This is a genomic window from Marilutibacter chinensis (genome assembly GCF_021725675.1).
GTDB lineage: Bacteria > Pseudomonadota > Gammaproteobacteria > Xanthomonadales > Xanthomonadaceae > Marilutibacter > Marilutibacter chinensis.
This window is the reverse complement of record NZ_JAKJPO010000020.1, coordinates 1-19,003: the sequence shown is the minus strand read 5'-3', so window position 1 is coordinate 19,003 and position 19,003 is coordinate 1. Positions and strand designations below refer to the sequence as shown.

17 protein-coding genes are annotated in these 19,003 nt (G+C 71.1%); 6 read left to right on the top strand and 11 right to left on the bottom strand.

From position 1 onward, the window contains the following. Positions 1-101: 101 nt before the first annotated feature. Complete coding sequence (locus L3V18_RS18270) at positions 102-977, bottom strand: CHAD domain-containing protein (protein WP_237054191.1); 876 nt, start codon at positions 975-977, stop codon at positions 102-104. Positions 978-1,078: 101 nt separating this feature from the next. After that, positions 1,079-1,993 carry a LysR family transcriptional regulator gene (locus L3V18_RS18265; protein WP_237054190.1) on the bottom strand — a complete coding sequence of 305 codons (915 nt, stop codon included), beginning with the start codon at positions 1,991-1,993 and terminating at the stop codon, positions 1,079-1,081. Between the two features lie 83 nt (positions 1,994-2,076). Here L3V18_RS18265 and L3V18_RS18260 point away from each other — a divergent pair, with 83 nt between their 5' ends. From L3V18_RS18260 to L3V18_RS18245, 4 genes are all read left to right on the top strand, one after another. Next, entirely contained in the window at positions 2,077-2,715 is a 639-nt protein-coding gene (locus L3V18_RS18260; protein WP_237054189.1) for an NAD(P)-dependent oxidoreductase, read from the top strand. An 85-nt stretch (positions 2,716-2,800) separates the two neighbouring features. Continuing rightward, a complete protein-coding gene (gene mutM, locus L3V18_RS18255; protein WP_237054188.1) occupies positions 2,801-3,628 on the top strand; it encodes a bifunctional DNA-formamidopyrimidine glycosylase/DNA-(apurinic or apyrimidinic site) lyase in 828 nt (275 codons plus the stop codon). Between the two features lie 176 nt (positions 3,629-3,804). Next, a complete protein-coding gene (locus L3V18_RS18250; RefSeq protein WP_237054187.1) occupies positions 3,805-4,386 on the top strand; it encodes an ECF-type sigma factor in 582 nt (193 codons plus the stop codon). Positions 4,387-4,489: 103 nt separating this feature from the next. Beyond that, entirely contained in the window at positions 4,490-7,294 is a 2,805-nt protein-coding gene (locus tag L3V18_RS18245; protein ID WP_237054186.1) for a serine/threonine-protein kinase, read from the top strand. A 48-nt stretch (positions 7,295-7,342) separates the two neighbouring features. On the opposite strand, the gene L3V18_RS18240 is transcribed toward L3V18_RS18245, so the two are convergent. From L3V18_RS18240 to L3V18_RS18225, 4 genes are all read right to left on the bottom strand, one after another. Continuing rightward, positions 7,343-8,149 carry an SEL1-like repeat protein gene (locus L3V18_RS18240; RefSeq protein WP_237054185.1) on the bottom strand — a complete coding sequence of 269 codons (807 nt, stop codon included), beginning with the start codon at positions 8,147-8,149 and terminating at the stop codon, positions 7,343-7,345. Positions 8,150-8,304: 155 nt separating this feature from the next. Beyond that, positions 8,305-8,928, bottom strand: a complete 624-nt coding sequence (locus tag L3V18_RS18235; protein WP_237054184.1) for a thymidine kinase — start codon at positions 8,926-8,928, stop codon at positions 8,305-8,307. A 228-nt stretch (positions 8,929-9,156) separates the two neighbouring features. Next, positions 9,157-10,050 (bottom strand): methylglyoxal synthase, encoded by an 894-nt coding sequence (locus L3V18_RS18230; protein WP_237054183.1) that lies wholly within the window; start codon positions 10,048-10,050, stop codon positions 9,157-9,159. A gap of 99 nt (positions 10,051-10,149) precedes the next feature. Then, positions 10,150-10,920: an SEL1-like repeat protein gene (locus L3V18_RS18225; protein ID WP_237054182.1), complete on the bottom strand. Its 771-nt coding sequence runs from the start codon at positions 10,918-10,920 to the stop codon at positions 10,150-10,152. Positions 10,921-11,102: 182 nt separating this feature from the next. On the opposite strand from L3V18_RS18225, the gene L3V18_RS18220 reads away from it, so the two are divergent. Next, positions 11,103-13,085: a UvrD-helicase domain-containing protein gene (locus L3V18_RS18220; RefSeq protein ID WP_237054181.1), complete on the top strand. Its 1,983-nt coding sequence runs from the start codon at positions 11,103-11,105 to the stop codon at positions 13,083-13,085. A gap of 116 nt (positions 13,086-13,201) precedes the next feature. Here L3V18_RS18220 and L3V18_RS18215 read toward each other — a convergent pair whose 3' ends face one another. Continuing rightward, entirely contained in the window at positions 13,202-13,675 is a 474-nt protein-coding gene (locus L3V18_RS18215; protein ID WP_237054180.1) for a hypothetical protein, read from the bottom strand. A gap of 167 nt (positions 13,676-13,842) precedes the next feature. Here L3V18_RS18215 and L3V18_RS18210 point away from each other — a divergent pair, with 167 nt between their 5' ends. Next, a complete protein-coding gene (locus L3V18_RS18210) occupies positions 13,843-14,760 on the top strand; it encodes a 5'-nucleotidase, lipoprotein e(P4) family (protein WP_237054179.1) in 918 nt (305 codons plus the stop codon). A gap of 193 nt (positions 14,761-14,953) precedes the next feature. Here the strand turns inward: L3V18_RS18210 and L3V18_RS18205 are convergent, their stop codons facing one another. The 4 genes from L3V18_RS18205 to L3V18_RS18190 are packed head-to-tail and all read right to left on the bottom strand — an operon-like array spanning position 14,954 to position 18,973. Next, positions 14,954-17,044: a carboxypeptidase-like regulatory domain-containing protein gene (locus tag L3V18_RS18205; protein WP_237054178.1), complete on the bottom strand. Its 2,091-nt coding sequence runs from the start codon at positions 17,042-17,044 to the stop codon at positions 14,954-14,956. Continuing rightward, on the bottom strand, positions 17,041-17,838 hold the full coding sequence (locus L3V18_RS18200) for a COG1470 family protein (RefSeq protein ID WP_237054177.1): 798 nt from the start codon (positions 17,836-17,838) through the stop codon (positions 17,041-17,043). The genes L3V18_RS18205 and L3V18_RS18200 overlap by 4 nt, the downstream gene beginning before the upstream one ends. Continuing rightward, positions 17,838-18,344 carry a hypothetical protein gene (locus tag L3V18_RS18195; protein WP_237054176.1) on the bottom strand — a complete coding sequence of 169 codons (507 nt, stop codon included), beginning with the start codon at positions 18,342-18,344 and terminating at the stop codon, positions 17,838-17,840. The genes L3V18_RS18200 and L3V18_RS18195 overlap by 1 nt, the downstream gene beginning before the upstream one ends. Next, positions 18,344-18,973, bottom strand: a complete 630-nt coding sequence (locus L3V18_RS18190; RefSeq protein WP_237054175.1) for a hypothetical protein — start codon at positions 18,971-18,973, stop codon at positions 18,344-18,346. Before L3V18_RS18190 ends, L3V18_RS18195 begins: the two co-directional genes overlap by 1 nt. Between the last annotated feature and the right edge of the window lie 30 nt (positions 18,974-19,003).

Genomic DNA, 19,003 nt, shown 5'->3' with positions numbered 1-19,003 from the left:
TCATGCCACCTGTGCCTTACCGTTCGCGCGGGTATGGCCGGGTTCGAGGCCTCACGGGATGGGATACGTTCACCTGCTGCGCGGATGCCGGGTGACGGCGATCACGCACAGCGGCGGATGTGGTCGCGCAGCGTCGACAGTTCGGTCCGGGCGAACGCGGCCAGCGCGGTGCGGTCGGCCTTGCCGAGGCCACCGTCGCGCCCGCAGTGTTCGAGCAGCAGGCTCAGGTCCTGGGCGACGCCGAGCAGCACGGCAAGATCCTTGTCGAGCGCGACTGGCGGCGCGGGCGGGTCGGCGGAGGGAGGTCCGTCGCCGGAGACGAGCCGACACGCGTCCAGTGCGGTGCGCTGCTGCGACCGGCGTCGCATGCGCCGGCGCCAGCGGTGCCAGTCGCGGTCGCGACCGCCGGCGACGACCCGTTCGCGCGCCTTGTCGACCGCCTGCGCACTGGCCTGCAGCGCCGCGTCCACCGTCTCCGCATCGACCGTGGCCCACGGCAGCGCGTCGAGGGTGCCGGCCAGCGCCGTGAGCAGTGCGCGGCGCCGGGCCAGTCCGGGATCGGCGGCCAGGGTCGCGTCGGCCAGGGCACGGCGACGGCGCACGACTGCCCGCCGCGCGTGCTCGAGGTGAGCGGCGACCGCGGGGGTGGGGCCGTTCGCATGCAGGCGGTCGAGCGTTTCCAGCAGCGCCTGGCCGTCGCGGATATCGCCGAGGCCGCGGATGATCCGGCGCAGTTCGCGGTCGATCAGTTCCGAGCCCGGGCCCAGTGCGGGCACGCCCAGCGCCAGGGTCGCACGCACCCGACGCAACGCTTTGCGGCCCTGGTGGATGCCCTTGTGCAGCCGCTTGGACGGCTTCGCGCCGGCGTCCAGCCAGTCCAGGGCGGCATCGAGCTGGACACGGGCGTAGTGGTGCAGCGCGAGGCCGAATGGCCGCGTCGTCCGTGGACCGGGTTGCGCACCTTCCGGATCCGTCATCGCGATGCTCGGCGGCGTCGGGAGGCTCAAGCATAGCGCCGCCGTCTTTCAACCGGCGGTCACCGCCGCGGCGCCGGCATGGCGCGGTCCGGCCTCGCCGTTCAGGCCCCGGCGCCGGCTTCCAGATGGTCGCGCAGCGCGGCGATCGCCGCGCGTACCTTCGCCGGCTGGGAGTCGCGTTGCGCGGTCAGCGCGTAGACGCCGATCGGGGCCATCGACCAGTCCGGCAGCACCGCCACGGCATGGCCGGCGGCGATCAGCGGCGCCGCGTCGGGACCGGGCAGGCGCATGATGCCCAGCCCCTGCAGCATCGTCTGTCGCAGCGCCTCGGCGCTGTTGCCGGCGACCGGTCCGGAGACCCGGATGCGCCGCGCCGGCTCACCGGGGCGATGCAGTTCGATGAATTCCGGCTGGTCGAGCACGCTCAGGTTCAGCACCGCGTGGGCGGTCAGTTCTTCCGGGTTCCGCGGCAGCCCGTGCGCCTGCGCGTACGCAGGCGCGGCGACCAGCAGGTGTCGCCATTCGGCCAACCGCCGCGCGACCAGCGAGGAGTCGGCCAGCGAACCGATCCGGATCGCCAGGTCGATGCGCTCGCCGATCAGGTCGATCCTGCGATCCTCGGCGAACAGCCGCAGCGCCAGCTTTGGATACGTGCGCAGCAGTGGCGCCAGTGCCGCCGCCAGCGTCGCGCTGAAGCCGACCGGAAACGCGATCCGCAGCTCGCCGCGCGGCTCGTCGCGCAGGTCCGACAGGCGCCGCTCGGCGGCCTGCGCGGCGTGCAGCATCCGCGCGCAGTCTTCGTAGTACGCCTGGCCGGCTTCGGTCAGGCCGAGCCTGCGGGTGGAACGCAGCAGCAGGGTCACCCCGGTCTCGGCCTCGAGCTGGCGGATCTGCTGGCTGACCGCCGATGCGGTCATCTGCAGTTCGCGGGCGGCCGCGCTCATCGACCCCAACTCGACCACGCGGGCGTAGACGGCCATCCGCTTGAGTCGGTTGATTGTGAAGTCAGGCTTCATTTTAATTGCAGAAATGCCGGTCTTATCGGGAGTTATGCAAGCAGAAATACTGTATACCCCAACACGCATTGTGAGGATTTCCCATGAAAGTCGCACTCCTTGGCGCTTCCGGCTTCATCGGCTCCGGTCTGCTGGCCGAACTGCGTTCGCGTGGACACCAGGTCACCGCCCTGGTCGCGAATCCCGGGAAGCTGGCACCCGGCGATGGCCTGACCGTGCTCGCCGCCGACGTCCTCGACAGCGGCCGCCTGGCCGCGCAGCTGGCCGGCCACGATGCGGTGATCAGCGCGTTCAGCGGCCACGCGCAGCAGGACGTGCGCGGCTATTACATGCGTGGTGTCGACGCGATCATCGCCGCGGTCGCGCAGGCCGGCGTGCCGCGCCTGCTGATGGTCGGCGGCGCCGGCAGCCTGAACGTCGCCCCCGGCGTGCAACTGGTCGACACCCCGGACTTCCCGGAGCAGTGGAAGGGTTCGGCGCTGGGCGCGCGCGATGCGCTGGAGCGCCTGCGCGGCGAACCGGCGCTGGACTGGACGATGCTCAGCCCGGCGGCGCTGATCGAACCGGGCGAGCGCACCGGCCGCTTCCGCGTCGGTGGCGACGACCTGCTGGTCGATGCCGAAGGCAACAGCCGCATCTCGCTGCAGGACTATGCGGTCGCGATGATCGACGAGCTGGAGCATCCGGCCCACGCGCGGCAGCGTTTCTGCGTGGCCTACTGACGGTCCTGTCCAGTCCGGGGCGGTCGCATCGGACCGCCCGGACGCGGTGCGCGCGGACCGGACGGGCAGGGCCTAAGCTACGCGCATGCCCGAACTGCCCGAAGTCGAAACCACCCGCGCCGGCCTTGCGCCGCACCTGGAAGGCCGTCGCGTCGCCGGCGCGGTGCTGCGTCGCCCGGACCTGCGCTGGCCGATTCCCGACGCCATCGAGCGGGTGTTGCCGGGGCAACGGATCGAAGCGGTCCGGCGCCGCGCCAAGTATCTGCTGATCGACACCGCGGCCGGCAGCGCGCTGCTGCACCTGGGCATGTCCGGCAGTCTGAGGGTGCTGCCGGCGCAACTGCCGCCGCGCACGCACGACCACGTCGACCTGATCCTCGAAGAAGATGCCCGTTCGCCGCGGCAGGTGCTGCGCTTCAACGATCCGCGACGGTTCGGCTGCCTGTTGTGGCAGCCGCACGGCGAGGTCCACGCGCTGCTGCGCGGGCTCGGGCCGGAACCGCTGTCGGACGGCTTCGACGGCGATTACCTGTTCGAGCTCAGCCGCGGCCGCAAGGCGCCGGTCAAGACCTTCCTGATGGACCAGGCGGTGGTGGTCGGGGTCGGCAACATCTACGCCGCCGAGGCGCTGTTCGCCGCCCGTATCTCGCCACTGCGCGCGGCGGGCAGGGTCTCGCGCGAGCGCTACACGGCGCTGGCCGATGCGGTGAAGGCGATCCTCGGCCACGCGATCGCGCGTGGCGGGACCACCCTGCGCGACTTCATCAGTCCCGACGGCGCGCCCGGCTACTTCGAGCAGGAACTGTCGGCCTACGGCCGCGGTGGCGAACCCTGCCCGCGCTGCGGCCGCGCGCTGAAGCAGGCCAGCATCGGCCAGCGCGCGACCGTCTGGTGCGGTCACTGCCAGCGCTAGCCTCCTCCCGTCCGCAGGAGCGGCGTCAGCGCCGATGAAGCTTCCATGGGAAGGCCCGAAGCGCGGCCGAGGCCGTTCCTGTGCGTCCACACGCTCCTGCGGCCGCGAGGGCGGTCCGTGCCGGCAGGACTCTCTTCGGGCGTGCGAAGCGGAATGAACGCGCTATAGTCGCGCCCATGGAGACCGGGGACGCATCGGTGCAGACCGCCGACATCACGCAGCTGCTGGGGGCCGCGCGCGATGGCGACCGCCGTGCGCTGGATTCGGTGCTGGCGACGCTGTACCGGGAACTCCACACGATGGCCCGTCGCCAGCTCGCCGGTCAGCACGGGCACACGCTCGACGCCACCGCGCTGGTGCACGAGGCCTACCTGAAGCTGGTCGGCCGCCGCGAGGCCCAGTTCGACGACCGTGCGCATTTCTTCGCCTACGCCGCCTCGGCGATGCGCAGCGTGGTCGTCGACTATGCCCGCCAGCGGCTCGCGCAGAAACGCGGCGGCGACCTGCACCGGGTCACCGACCTGCCTGAGGACCTGGAGGGCGGACTGCGCCTGGACGAGGACACCCTCGGCCTGGATGCCGCGTTGACCCGTCTCGCCGACGTCGACAAGCGTCTGGCCCAGGTTGTCGAACTGCGCTATTTCGGCGGCTTGTCCGAGCTGGAGATCGCCGGCCTGCTCGATCGTTCCGAACGCAGCATCCGTCGCGACTGGCAGAAGGCACGGCTGTTCCTGCTGGCATCGCTGAAAGAGGACTAGTTCCTCGCCGTGTTGCTGTTGTTGTAGGAGCGGCGCAAGCCGCGATGAAGCTGTCCCGAAGACCCGATCGCGGCTGACGCCGCTCCTACGGTGCACCGTTGCAATGGATGCCGAACGCTGGCAACGCCTGTCTCCGCTGCTCGATGCCCTGCTCGAGCTGGAGCGGGATGCGCGCGATCGCCGGCTGCTGGAGCTGCGCGAACAGGACGCGTCGCTGGCTGCCGAGCTTGAGGCGCTGATCGCGCTGGAAGAAGCGCATGGCGACTTCCTGTCCGAGCCGCTGGTGCCGCCGCCCAGCGGCGTGGACGTCGGCAGCGAGGTCGGTCCCTATCGGCTGGAGAGCCTGCTCGGCGAGGGCGGCATGGGCCAGGTCTGGCTGGCCTCGCGCGCGGACGGCCTGTACCAGCGGCGGGTCGCGCTGAAGCTGCTGCGACCCGGCCTGACCAGCCATGACCTGCGCCTGCGCTTCACCCGCGAGCGCGAGATCCTCGCCCGGCTCGCGCACCCGAACATCGCGCGCCTGCTCGATGCCGGGATCAGCGCCGATGGCCTGCCCTACCTCGCGCTGGAGTACGTCGACGGCACCCCGATCACCGACTATTGCCGCGAGAACCGGATGCCGCTCGACCGCCGGCTGCGGATGTTCCGCCAGGTCTGCGACGCGGTCAGCCACGCGCACGCCAACCTGATCGTCCACCGCGACCTGAAACCGTCGAACATCCTGGTCACTCCCGCCGGCGAGGTGCGCCTGCTCGACTTCGGCATCGCCAAGCTGCTCGACAGCCAGGCCCAGGCCCCCGAGCAGACCGGCACCGGGATGCGCGCGTTCACCCTGCACTATGCGGCGCCGGAACAGATCCGCGGCGAACCGGTCACCACGATGACCGACGTCTATTCGCTGGGCGTGGTGCTGTACGAGCTGCTGACCGACCACAAGCCGTACCGGCTCAAGCGCCACAGCGACGCCGAGTGGGAGGAGGCGATCCTCAGCGCCGACCCGGTGCGGCCATCGGCCAGCGTATTGCGCGACACCGCAGGGCAGGCCGACCGCCGGATGCAGCGACGGCGCAGCCGGTTGCTGGCCGGCGATCTGGACAACATCACGCTCAGGACGATGGCCAAGCGGCCGGAGCAGCGCTATCCGTCGGTCGAAGCGCTGTCGCAGGACGTCGCCCGCTTCCAGGCCGGTCGACCGGTGCAGGCGCGGCCGCAGGGCCTCGGCTACCGGCTGCGCAAGTTCGTCGCCCGTCATCGCTGGGCGCTGGGTTCGGCGGCGCTGGTCGTGGCGGTGCTGACCACCGCGCTGGCGATGATCGCCTGGCAGGCCCGCCAGGCGGTCGCCGAGGCGGCACGTGCGCAGGCAATGCAGGATTTCATGGTCGGCCTGTTCGAGAACGTCGGCGGCCGGCGCCGCGGCGAGCCGATGAACCTGGACCAGCTGCTCGACGATGCGGTCGAACGTGGCAACCTGCAGCTGGCGCGCGAGCCACGCGCGCGGGCCGAGCTGCTCGGCGTGATCGCGCGCCTGCGTGCCAGCCTCGGCGACCTCGAACAGGCGCGGACCCTGCTGGAGCAGCAGGCGGCGATCATCGAGGTGACGCCCGGCATTCCCAACAGCCTGCAGCTGGAGTCGCTGAACCAGCGCGGCCGGGTGCTGCGCCTGCTCGGGAAGCCGGCGGACTGCATCGCATTGTTGCAGCCGGCGCAGACGCTGGCGCGCCGCGAGCAGTCGCGGCTGCCGCCCCAGGCGGCCGATTTCTATACCCAGCTCGGGCGCTGCCGGCGCGCGGTGGGCGAGCGCCACGGTGCGCGCCAGCTGTTCGAGCGCGCGCTGGCGTTGCGGCGCGGCATCGAGGGCGACCGGGTCGGCGTGATCGAGAGTCAGATGGACCTCGCCGGCCTGCTCGCCGAGGAAGGCGACAGCGCCGGCGCGCTGGCCGCCTATGAAGACGCCGCCCGCCAGTTGCGGGAGCGGGTCGGCGCGCGGCATGCGCTGAACATCGACATCGGACGCGAGCGTGCAGCGCTGGAGGCGTCGCAGGGCCGCTTCGACGACGCCCGCGGCATCCTGCAGCAGGCGCTGCAGATCGCACTCGAGGTGCACGGCCCCGGCCACGAAGCGACCCTCGCCGTCCGTGGACAGCTGGCCCGGCTCGATCTGGACACCAGCCGTTTCGCCGACGCCGACGAACAGCTGCGCGAGGTCCACCGGCTGCGCCTGGGCCGGCTCGGGCCCGATCATCCCGACCTGGTTGCCGACCACATCCGGCTCGGCAAGGTCGCGTGGGAACGCAACGATCTGGCCACTGCCCTGGGCCGGCTGCACGAGGCGCTGCGGATCGCCCGCGCCGTGCGCGATCCGGCACTGACAGCCGATGCCCTGCATGCGCTCGCCGAGGTCCTGCACCAGGCCGGGCGCGACCGCGAAGCGCGGCCACTGCTGATCGAGGCGTTGCAGTTGCGGGAGTCGCTGCCCGACGGGCATGGCGATGCGATCGAGCGCAGTCTGGGCGAGGTCGAGATCGCCCTCGGCGACATGGTCACCGGCCAGGCGCGCCTGCACCAGGGGTTGGTCCTGGCGCGTCGTCGCCTAGGCGACGGCCATGCGGAGACAGTGCGGAGCGAACTGGCGACGCTGCGGCCGCGGGCGCTGGCCGGCGACGCGCAGGCGCTGGCGCGACTCGACGAACTGGCGCTCGACGGCGATCCGGCCCGCCGCCATTCCCTGCGCGCGATCGCATGGCAGGCGGCGGCCGCCGCCGCCCGGGCCCGCTGCGACAATGGCCAGGCCGCCGCCGGAGCGGATGCGCTCGAGCGGCTGTCGCAGACGCTGGCCACCGAGCAGCCGGACGGCAGCGCACTGCGGCGAGAGGTCGCCGCGATCGGGGTGCACTGCCGCGGACGCTAGGCATTTCCGATCCGGCCCGCGCTTCCTCGCCGGCCGGGCGGGAAGGGCTCATTCAGCGGGCCGGGAGTCCTTGGCCGGCGTGACCGGGCCGACATCGACCTGGCCCTGCTCGATCTGCCGCAGCAGCGTGCGCACGCTGAGATCCTCGGCCGCCCAGTACGCGCCCGGGCGGGTGCGGGCATCGGCGTAGAACCGGTCGCCGGACGCGCCATGCGGACCGGGCGTCAGCCTGGCGCCCCCTCCGGCGGCCTGGAACACATCGGGGCGCCCCAGCGAGATGCTGACCCGGGACGTCACCAGCCCGACCCGGCTGCCGGTCCGGTTGCGCAGGAAGCGGCGCAGCTCGCGGTTGGTGCGCGGCATTGCGGCAGCGTCGCCGTAGCGTCTGTAGAACGCGAGCCCGTCGTCCAGCGCCTGCTCCTGCTGCGATGGCGTCAGCTGCGACCAGATCCGCTCGCGGACCTGCAGCAGGTCGGCAATGTTGCCGCGCTCGGCGGCGAGGTCGGCCCAGATGTAGGCCTGCACCGGATCGCGCGCGCCGCCGTCGCCGTTCCAGCACATCAGCGACAGGACGTGCTGCGACAGCTTGTCGCCGTAGTACGCCGCCCGCTCGAAGTGGCGCCGGGCCTCGTCCATCCGGCCGTTGTCGTAGGCCCAGATCCCGTGCCAGCGCTCGACCTCGTTGGGGTGGCCGGAGGCCTCCAGCAGCCCGGCCTCGTAGGTGTCGAGGTTGATCACCCGTTCGTACTCCGGGTGCCGCGGCAGAAGCGGCTGGGCGACGGCGATGCCCGTCGTCGCGCACAGCGCCACAGCCAGCAGCGCATGTTTCGTTGCACGCCTGATCATGTGGTCCATCGTGTTCTCCCGGCCAGGTTCGAAGATGCGACGGCGACGGACCTGCCGGTCGTCGCGGCCACCGATCGGGAATACGGCGTCGTGGGCGGGAGCGTCGCAGCGCCGCCGATGGCGGTGCCGGCCCACGCCGGCAGATGAGGTCGCGCCGGGGGCGATCAGCCCAGCGGCAGCGAGGGTTGCGCCGGCTCTATCAGGCCCTCGCCGCGCATCACCCGCTTGTACTCGGCGCGCGACACCGAAACGTAGCGGTCGTTGCCGCCGATCTCGACCTGCGGGCCTTCGTGCACGGCACGGCCCTGCGCGTCGACCCGCACCACCATCGTCGCCTTGCGGCCGGTATGGCAGATGGTCTTGATCTCGGTCAGCTCGTCGGCCCAGGCCAGCAGGTGCTGGCTGCCCTGGAACAGTTCGCCGCGGAAATCGGTACGCAGGCCATAGCACAGCACCGGGATGCCGAGCGCATCGACGACCTCGCTCAGTTGCCAGACCTGCGACTTGCCCAGGAACTGGGCCTCGTCGACCAGGACGCAGTGCAGCGGGCCGTGCGCCGCGATGTCGCGTTCGACCAGCCGCTGCAGGTCGTCGTCCTGCGTGAACGCGGTCGCGGTCGCCTGCAGGCCGATCCGCGATGCGACCTGACCGGTGCCGGCGCGGTCGTCCAGGCGCGGAGTCAGGATCGCCACCCGCATCCCGCGCTCGCGGTAGTTGTGCGCCGACTGCAGCAGCGTGGTGGTCTTCCCGGCGTTCATCGCCGAGTAGTAGAAGTAGAGCTTGGCCATCGCGGCAGTTTAGAGCCTGTCCACGCTCTTGGAGCGGGTCGCGATCTGCCGTCACGCTCTTGACGCGTCGCGGCCGGGATGGGTTTCTTGCCGCGGATTTGCGCCGAGGAACGCGGACAAAGCCTTTTCGATCACCATTCTTCGCCGCGCTTGGGAGACCGCTTCGGTTCTCGCTCTATCCGCGTGTATCCGCGCAGATCCGCGGCCAAGGATTCGATCGGCGCAGCCTCACAACGCCCGTAGTGCCCGTCGCTTCGTCACCGCCTGCATCCAGCGCGTGGCCATCGCCGGCGAGGTCGCGCAGACCGCGTCGTCGGTGACGGTGGTGACCGCGCGTTCGAGCAGCTGGATGTCGGCCTCGTGCTGGCGGGCGACGTGCGGGTCCTCGAAGAACACCACCCGCTGGCAGCGCCGTTCCAGTACCCGGTCGGCGATCTGGGCGTCGCCGCCGAGCGGGCCGCTCTGGTAACGATGGACCCACGGTGAGCCGGCGGGCCAGCCGCGGCTCCAGGCCAGCTCGTTCAAGCGTTCGCCGGTGGTGCCGGTACCGATGCGCTGGGCGAAGCACGACAGCTGGTCGAAGTGGGTCGCGGCGAACTCGAGCATCGTCGGCTTCATCGCATCGTGCGCGATCAGGGCGAGGGTCTGGCTGGAATAGTCGAAGTGGCGGTCGGCGCCGGGGTCGGGCGCGAAGCCGGCCAGTACCCGCTCCTGCTCGATCCAGGCGCAGGCCGATGCCACCGTCGACACGAACGGCTTGCCGTGGATCACGCACTGGCGTTTGAGCGCGACCGCCTCGGGAAAGGTCGAGGAGGGATCGACCGGGTCGATCAGGTAGATCGCGCCGTCGAGGGTGCGGTTGCGGTTGCCGTCGCCGTCGTCGAGCCCGACCACCTCGGCGACCAGCTTCATCAGCCCGCCGTCGCGGCCGTAGGGATACCGGCGCAGGCCGCGATGGCCACCCAGCATCCCCGCCGCGGCGATCGCGTCGTGGGTACGGCCGACCGCGTGGAGTTCCAGCTGCAGCTCGCGTATGCCCGACTCGCAGGCGCGCAGCCAGCGGAACAGCGCCGCGTCCTCGCTGGCGTGGTGCAGGCGGTTGGCGGCCAGCCCGATGCGCATCGGCGTCCCCTCCGGCAACGGAATGTTGCGGTGCGGTAGGAGACGCCAGTCTATGCCGGCTGGCGGGCCGGCGCGATGACCGCGATGACCGCGGGGCGGTCAGTCGGACCTGGAAACCGGTCCGACGCGGACGTCGCCCTCCAGCAGGCGGTCCTGTTCCCGCCAATAGTCGTTCAACCGCGCCAGGCCGCCCTCGCGGCCATAGAGCTCGTCGGGCGAGCCGGCCACCGAGATCATGTAGGCGGCCGCGTTGTTGCCGGTGTCGACGGCGAACGAGCCGTTCGCCGGACCGCCGCCGGCTTCCATCCTCTGATTGCGGTAGCCGACCCGGCTGCCGGTCATGTTGCGGGCGAACCGGCGCATCTCGTCCTCCGCGCGCCGCATCGCGACGTCGTCGCCATAGCGGGCGTAGAAGTCCGGGCCGTGCGTCAGTACCTGCGCCTGCTCGGCCTCCGAAAGGCCCGCCCACATCTTCTCCCGGATCGCCAGCAGTCTGGGATTGCCGCGCTCGGCGGCCAGGTCGCTCCAGATGTAGGCGCGGACGCGATCGACGGGTGTGCCGACGCCATGCCAGTGCATCAGGCTCAGGTAGTGCTGGGAGAACTTGTCGGCGTAGCCTGCGGCACGTTCGAACTGCTCCAGCGCCTGCCCCGGGCGATCGTCGACGTAATGCTTGAGACCGCGCAGCCGCGCCTCCTCGTTGGGCCGGCCGCGCACGGAGACCAGCATCGCATCGATTTCCATGAAACTGGCGTCGGTCAGCGGCAGTTGCCGCGTGGACGGCTCGCCCGCCAAGGCCGGAAGCCCTGCGAGCAGGCCGGCTAGCAGTGCCGGCACGAGCCCGGATGTGATCCTGCGGGTACGTTCCATGGCCTGCTCCTCCGTTCGGTGGGGGACCTTCTCCACGATACGTCGCGCCAGCCGCGGGCGTCGCACCGGTTGTCGACAGCCGGTCGGGGCCAATCCGGAACGCTCCGCATCCGCGGCCTGCCCGGGACGGCTCCGCTACACTGTCGCCCGCTTCGAGGATCGCCCGCTTCAAAGATCACTGCATGCACGGCCTCAACCCCCCCCAGCGCGCCGCCGTCCTGCACACCGACGGCCCCCTGCTCGTGCTCGCCGGCGCCGGCAGCGGCAAGACCCGCGTGATCGTCGAGAAGATCGCCCACCTGATCGCGTCCGGCCGCATGCCGGCGCGACGCATCGCCGCGATCACCTTCACCAACAAGTCGGCGAAGGAGATGAAGGAGCGGGTCGGCAAGCGCATCCGCGGCGACGCGGCCGAGGGCCTGACCGTCTGCACGTTCCACGCGCTTGGCCTGAAGATGCTGCAGATCGACCACGCCAAGCTTGGCCTGCGGCGCGGCTTCTCGGTGTTCGACGCCGACGACAGCGCCGCCCAGATCAAGGATCTGCTGCCGGCCGGCAGCAAGCCTGACGTACTCGACAACGCGCGCAACCTGATCTCGCGGGCCAAGAACGCCGGCCTGTCGCCGGAGCAGGCGCTGGCGGTCGCGCGCAGCCAGCGCGAGATCGAGGCCGCACGGCTCTACGCGCGCTACCAGGCGCGGCTGGGCACCTTCAACGCGGTCGATTTCGACGACCTGATCCGGCTGCCGGTCGAGCTGCTGGAGAACGACGAGGATGCGCGCCTGGGCTGGCGCGAACGGATCGGCTACCTGCTGGTCGACGAGTGCCAGGACACCAACGACGCCCAGTACCGCCTGCTGAAGGCGATCGCCGGCCCGCGCGGCCTGTTCACCTGCGTGGGCGACGACGATCAGTCGATCTACGCCTGGCGCGGCGCCAACCCGGACAACCTGCTGACCCTCGGCAGCGACTACCCGGAACTGAAGGTGATCAAGCTCGAGCAGAACTACCGCTGCTCGAACCGGGTGCTGCGCGCGGCCAACGCGCTGATCGCGCACAACCCGCACGAGCATTTGAAAACATTGTGGAGCGACAACGCCGACGGCGAGCGCATCCGCATCTGGGAATGCAGGGACGGCGCCCACGAGGCGGAGAAGGTCGCCGCCGAGATCCACTTCATCGCCACCGCCAGGCGGGCGGAATGGGGCGAGTTCTGCATCCTGTTCCGCAGCAACCACCAGAGCCGCGCGCTGGAGAAGGCGCTGCAGCTGCTGAAAGTGCCCTACCACCTGACCGGCGGCACCGCGTTCCTGGAGCGCGGCGAGGTCAAGGACGCGCTGGCGTGGCTGCGGCTGGTCGCCAACCCCGACGACGACGCGGCGTTCCTGCGCGCGGTGCAGGCGCCGAAGCGCGAGGTCGGCGCGACCACGCTGGCGAAGCTGGCCGAAATGGCCCAGAAGGCGCAGATGCCGATGTCGCGAGCGGCGGAGTCGGTCGGTGTGCTCAAGCAACTGGCGCCGCGTGCCGGCAACGCGCTGGACGGCTTCGTCGGCATCGTCCGCGGGCTGCGCGCCGACGCGCAGCGGATGGCGCCGGCCGAGCTGGTGCGGGTACTGGCCGAGAAGAGCGGTCTGCTGGCGTCGATCCGCGCGCAGTGCAAGGACGAGGCCTCGTTCCAGCGCCGCAAGGCCAACCTGGAGGAGCTCGCCGACTGGTTCGACGGCGGCAAAGGCAGCGGTCCCGGCGAGCTCGCCGCGCAGCTTGCGCTGCTGTCGCATGCCGACAAGGGCGAGGCCGGCAACCAGGTCAGGCTGATGAGCCTGCACGCGGCCAAGGGGCTCGAGTTCCGTTACGTGTTCATCGTCGGGATGGACGACGGCACCCTGCCGCACGAGGTCGCGGTCGAGGAAGGCAGCCTGGAGGAGGAGCGCCGGCTGCTGTACGTCGGCATCACCCGCGCCAAGGAACAGCTGTGGCTGTCGCACTGCCGCGAGACCCAGCGCTGGGGCGACCGCATCCGCCTGCAGCCGAGCCGCTTCTTCGACGAGCTGCCGGCGGCGGAGATCCAGCGCGACGGTGCCGACCCCCAGGCCGACGCGGCGCGCAAGCAGGAGCGCGCCCAGGCCGGCCTGGCCGCGATCCGCGCGCTGCTGGAGGAAGGCTGAGCGGCGCACATGGCCCTGTGGGAGCGGTCGCAGGAACGACGCAAGCCGCGATGGAGCCTGCATGGGAAGGCCCGATCGCGGCTTGCCCCCGTGCGGCCGTCGCGGTTCCGGTGCGACTACTCGTCCAGCCGGATCCGCACCGGTGAGCGGAACCCGGGTGCGGCGGCTTCGATCGCCTGTGTGCTTTCCGCCAATGCCAGCACCGCGCCGCAGACGTCGAGCGCGGCGCGTGCCAGTTCCGGGGTCGGCCCGCGCAGCAGCTTCGTCAGCGGCCGCGCCTGCTCGGCGACCGCGGTCGAGGTGTCGAGGAAGCGCTGCAGGTCGGCGTGGTAGCCGGCCGCCGTGGCGGTCGTCCAGCGGCCGTCGGCATTGGCGACGGCGCCCGCTGCGACCTCGATGCGTTCGCCGCGGCGGGTGAACAGCAGCCGCGCGCCGTCGTGGGCGACCTCGTAGTCGAGATCGACGTCGGCGATGCGGCTGCACTGCGCCGCCGCCGGAGGCGTCGCCTGCGCGGGGAAGAGCGCACAGGCCGTGCAGGCGATGAACGACAGGGCGAACAGCGATGGGCTCGGGCGGGATGTCGCGGGCATGGCGGGTCTTCCTTGGTTGCGGGCGGGCCGACTGTCGCATCGTGGGCCCGCCGATGCCTGTCCGACCGGTCAGGGTGACCGATGGCAGGTCAGCGCTGCCACCGGCTGTCACGACCGATGCGGCCGCGGCGGCTACACTCGGCGGTTCCCAAGATTCCGGATCCGCCATGCGCTACCGCTCCCTGGCCGCGTGCCTCATCGTCAGCTCCCTCGTCCTCGCCGGCTGCCAGCGTGCAGAGCCGCCAGCCGCCGCTTCCGCGCCGGCATCCGGGACCTCCGCCACGCCGGCCGCCGCCGACGTGCCCGCCGACGACAATCTCAACGCGGTGTTGTGGGTGCAGACCTCGTCGGAATACCGCGCGCTGACCTTCCAGACCTACAGGGCCGCCGCCGATCATCTGGACGTGGCGCTGGCCGAGGCGAACTGGGATGCGCTGGTTCCGGACGAGCGCGCCGCCACCGCCGGCCTCGACGGCTCGCTCAAGCCGGCGGTGATCATGGACGTCGACGAGACCGTGCTCGACAACTCGCCCTACCAGGCGCGCCTGATCCGCGACGGCGAGGGCTACGACGAGGTCAGCTGGGCGGCGTGGGTTGCCGAGAAGAAGGCCACGGCGGTGCCGGGCGTCGTCGACTTCGCGAAGGCGGCCGCCGCCAAGGGCGTGACCATCCTGTACCTGTCCAACCGCGCCGAGCACCTGCAGGAGGCGACCCTGGCCAACCTGCGTGCGGTCGGCATGCCGGTGGCCGACGACGAGGTGTTTCTCGGCCTGGGCACCTTCGTCGAAGGGTGCGAGCAGAACGGCAGCGAAAAGGCCTGCCGTCGCCAGCTGGCCGGTCGCCGTTACCGGGTGCTGATGCAGTTCGGTGACCAGCTGGGCGATTTCGTCGAGGTCGTCGACAACACCGCTGCCGGTCGCGATGCGCTGATGGAGGAATACGGCGACTGGTTCGGCGAGCGCTGGTGGATGCTGCCCAACCCGACCTACGGATCGTGGGAGCCGGCCGCGTTCAACAACGACTGGAGCCAGCCGATCGAGGTGCGCCGCGCCGGCAAGCGTGCCGCGCTCGACATGGCGCCTTGATAGATAATCTTTTTATATCAACAAGATCCGCTTGGAATTTTAAAGTATTGCATCAGCATTGCCGGATCGGTAGGCTAAGCCCCGTCCGGCGCTGCCGGAGCCATGCCACAACCCGCTAGTCCTCCGGTGCACGCCGGACTTGAAGGAGGCCGCGGCCTCCTTTCTCATGGCCTGCGCGCAGGCAGGGCGGCCTTCAACGCGGCCGTGCGGCGGGAATGTCGACCTGCAGGTCGTCGCGCACGTCGACCTCGATCGTGCGCAGGGCCTCGCCGTCGTCGAAATACCACGGCAGCGGCAGGTTGTCCGGCAGCACGGTCAGGGTGTGGCTGCCGACCGCGACGTCCGGGAATTCGAAGCGGCCGGCGCTGTCGGTGCGCACCGCGTAACGTCCGTCGAGGATCACGGTCAGGTTCGCCGCCGGATCTTCGGCCGCGTTGCGCACGCGGTCGCCGTTGTCGTCGAGGAACACGCTACCTGCGACCCGCCCGCTCGCCGTGCCGGGCGCGCCGCCGAGCACGCTGCGAGGTCGCCCGGCTCCGCGCTCGTAACGCAGGACAAGGAACGCGGAGCGCTCGCGCGGAAGGGCGATGAACAGCGGGTCGTTGGCGAGCGGGTCGAGCTGGAACGGCGAACGCCGGGTGCCCTGGTTCTGGTACAGCGTCGCCGACAGCGTCCAGTGCGTGTCCAGCCGCCAGTTCACGCCTAGGTTGGCATTGAAGCCGCGCAGCGCATCCGGGCCATCGCCACGGACCCAGCGGGTCTGGCCGTCGATCGACAGCCGGTCGGTCAGGTCCAGGCCGCCGTAGAACGACAGGCTGCTGCTGCGGGTGGCCGGCCGGCCATCGTAGGACAGCTCGCCGTGCGAGAGCGCCGCGGACAGGCGGCGGCCGAGCTTGACCGGGAACGCCTGGTCGAAGCTCAGCTGCCAGCTGTCGCTGCCGGCGCCGTCGGTGTTGGCGACGTCCAGTTGCAGTCGGCTGCTGCCCCAGTCGCTGTTGCGATCGAGGAACAGCTGGGCACCGACCGCATCGTCGCTGCCGTCGCGCAGGCTCAGGCTGGCGCCGTAGCCGAGCTGGCGGCTGGCCTGGTAGCGGAGGTAGGCGTTGGCGTAGCTGCCTTCGAAACTGTCGCCGGAGATCGAGTCGATCCGGTCGATGCCGGCGTTCCAGCTCCAGCGTGCGAACTGGTAGGCGATCCGGTAGTAGCCGCCGCGGGCGTCGTTGTTGATCGGGTAGCTGCCCCAGGCGAGATCCTCGCCGAGATGGAAGACGCCGTAGTGGTGGCTGTAGCCGCCCCGGGCCGCGCTGGCATCCAGCCAGGCGCCGGTCGCGGCGCCGGCGTCGCCACCGCTGGCGAGCAGGTTCAGCTGGAGCCGGTCGCGCGCACCGCTCCAGGCCGTGGCCGCATGGAACGCGTGCGAGGTGACCGGTTCTATTACTGCCTGGCCTTGGTCGTCGGCATCGTTGCCGGGCACCAGCCGACCGTCGCTGCTGAGCAAGGTCGCCGAGCCGGTCCATCCCGGTGCCCAGCGCCATTCGGTGCCGAGGGTGCCGACATGGCCCTCGTCGAGCTCGAAGCCCTGCAGGCGGGTGCCGCTGTAGTGGCCGATGCGGCCGCCGCCGGCGATCAGGCGCAGCCCGGAGGCGTCATTGCGCCACTCGCTGCTGGCGCCGGCGAAGGCGACGCTGGGCAGGAAGAACCGGTACTGGCTGCGTTGCAGCGGCAGGGTCGGGGTGTTCAGCACGCCCAGGCCGTTGTCGCCAAGCCACTGCCCAGGCATCGCCAGGTTGCGCTGCCACAGCGTTGCCGCGCCGCGCCAGTCGTCATCGTCCGCGGCGGAACGACGCTCGTCGTCGCGCCGGGACAGGCTGGCCTGCAGCGAGAGCGTGCCGTGATGGGCGGTCTCGCGGAAGCCGCCGGCGGAGATGCCGTACTCCCGGAAGGTGTCGCCGCCGAACTCGCCATGGCTGTAGGCCAGCTCGGCATGGAAGCTGCGCGGCAGGCCGCTGTCGTCGTAATCGTCCGGGTCGTCGTCCAGGGTGTCAGGCAACGCGTCGGGATCGATCAGGCGGTCCTGGTAGGCCCCGGCCTCGTCGGATCGGCCCGGGACGGCCGGGGGGGATGCCGCTGCGGCGCCGGGCATCCTCCCGGCATCGGCGACGGTCTGCCCGCCGTTCGCCAGCGCCGGCGCGGAGGCCAGCAACAGGGCGATGGCGGTGGTGATCGCGCTGCGCTTCATCGCCGACAGGGGGCCCGGCGCGGACGGCCGCCAGCGCGCGGTCATGGCGCGACCGTGGCGTCGATCCCGATGCGCTGCCCGGCCGCGTCCAGGTGCCCCTTCAGGACCAGCGGATAGCGGATCGCCGGCGCCGGCGTGCCGCTGTCGTCGAGAACCGGAGCGAGCGCGATCGCACGGGTCTCGCCCGGCAGGATCGGCAGCGTCGCCGGCGCGAAGGTCATGCGCCTGCCGTCGGCGTCGACGCCGTCGAGATAGCCATCGAGGCGGCCGTGGGCATCGCCGTCGTTGCGGATCTCCAGTACCGGCAGCGTTTGCCCCTGCACGCTGGAGACGTGGCTGCCGGTCAGCGAGAGCCGCGACGCGGCATCGCCGATCGCGAGGTAGACGATGATCCCGAGCCGGCCCGAGACCGGGACCGGCATCGCGCCGGGGGCGGTTTCCGGCGCGCCCTCGAACATCAGCGCGAACCGGCATTCGCCCTGCGGCGCGTCCGCCGGTACCGCGACCTCGAAGCGGTACCGGCGCTTGCCGCCCGGTGCCAGCTCGAAGCGGTGGGCCTCGATCCCGACCCATGGCCGGCAGCTGCCCTCGGCGAGCGCCGGGTCGAACGCCGCCGAACCGGCCGGGTCGAGGGTCCAGTCGGCACTGCGGACGGTCAGCGCGGTGGCGCCACTGGAGGTGTTGGTCAGCTCGACGACGTCGCGGTAGGTCTGGCCGGGCCTGGCCGAAGCTTCGATGCGCGGCGGCGACGCCAGCACCGCGAAACCCTGGGCGAGCGCATCGACGGACAGCAGCAGGGCGGCCAGGGCCACGGCCAGGCGGGGCAGTGCTCGGATCATCACGGGGTCCCGGGTTCGATTTCGAACGAGAAGTCCAGTTGTTCGTTGCGACCCAGGCGGCGACCGTCGGCGTGCAGCTGCAGGCGCATCGTGTCCTCGATCAGCGCCGCGTCGATCGGGCCCGCGTAGACCATCTGGCGCTCGCCGGCGCGCAGGCTGCCGGGCAGCAGCGGGCCGCGGGTGGTCCAGGTGGCGGTGATCGGGCCGCTGGGCTGCGGCGGCAGGGTCATGTAGATGCGGCCCTGGCGGCCGCGCCAGGGAGCGACGTCGAGCCGGACCCGCACGGTCACCATGCCGCTGACCGTGTGCGAAGCGGGGTCGGGGCCGGGTACCGGGCTGTCCCAATGCATCGGTACCAGCCGGTCGAGGACCTGGCTGGCGCTGTCGTCGACCTTGTACGCGCGCACCTGCGCCTGTGCCGCATGGGCGGCGCAGGCGACATAGATGACGGTGGCCAGCAGCGTGGCGGCGGCCAGCCGGGCGGTGATGGGCAGACGTCGCAGCATCAGGGGGCCGAGAGGGTGTAGGTCGCGCGGCCGTTGTACTGGCCGGCGGCGACGAAGTTGGTGTTGGCGTAGCGGAAGCTCAGGCAGCTCTCGTTCCACGTGTTGCGGTTGAACGTCGCCAGCGCCTGTTGGCCGCCGGAGAAGGTGCCCGACGGCACCGGCTGCGCGCCGCTGTCGCCGTTGCCGCTGCTGGTCCAGCTGATCCGGTTGAATGGGAGGGTGTCGCCGGCCGCGTTGGTCAGGTTGGCCGGGGTGCTGACGGTGAGCGTCGCCGTACCCCCACCGAAGAAGCTGCCGCGGTAGTAGCCGCCGACATAGATCTGGCCGGCGTTGCAGAACGCGTAGCCGTCGTAGTTGCTGTTGTACTGGCTGGCGTTGCCGGTCATCGCCTGCGCAATGCCGTTGCCGACCGCGGCCGCGGGCACGCTGACCGAGACCAGGTTGATCGGTCCGCCGCTGCCCGGACTGCCGCCGGCGGTGTAGTTCGCGTTGGTGAACACGCCATCGCCGACACGCAGGTAGAGCTGACGGGACCCCGAGGAAATGTTGACCGTGAAGGCCTCCGCCTGCGCCGACCACAGCGTCGCCAGCAGCAGGATCGACGTGGCTGCGAGGAATCTGATGTTCATGCGAGGTGTCCTGGCGGGATTCGTCTGGCG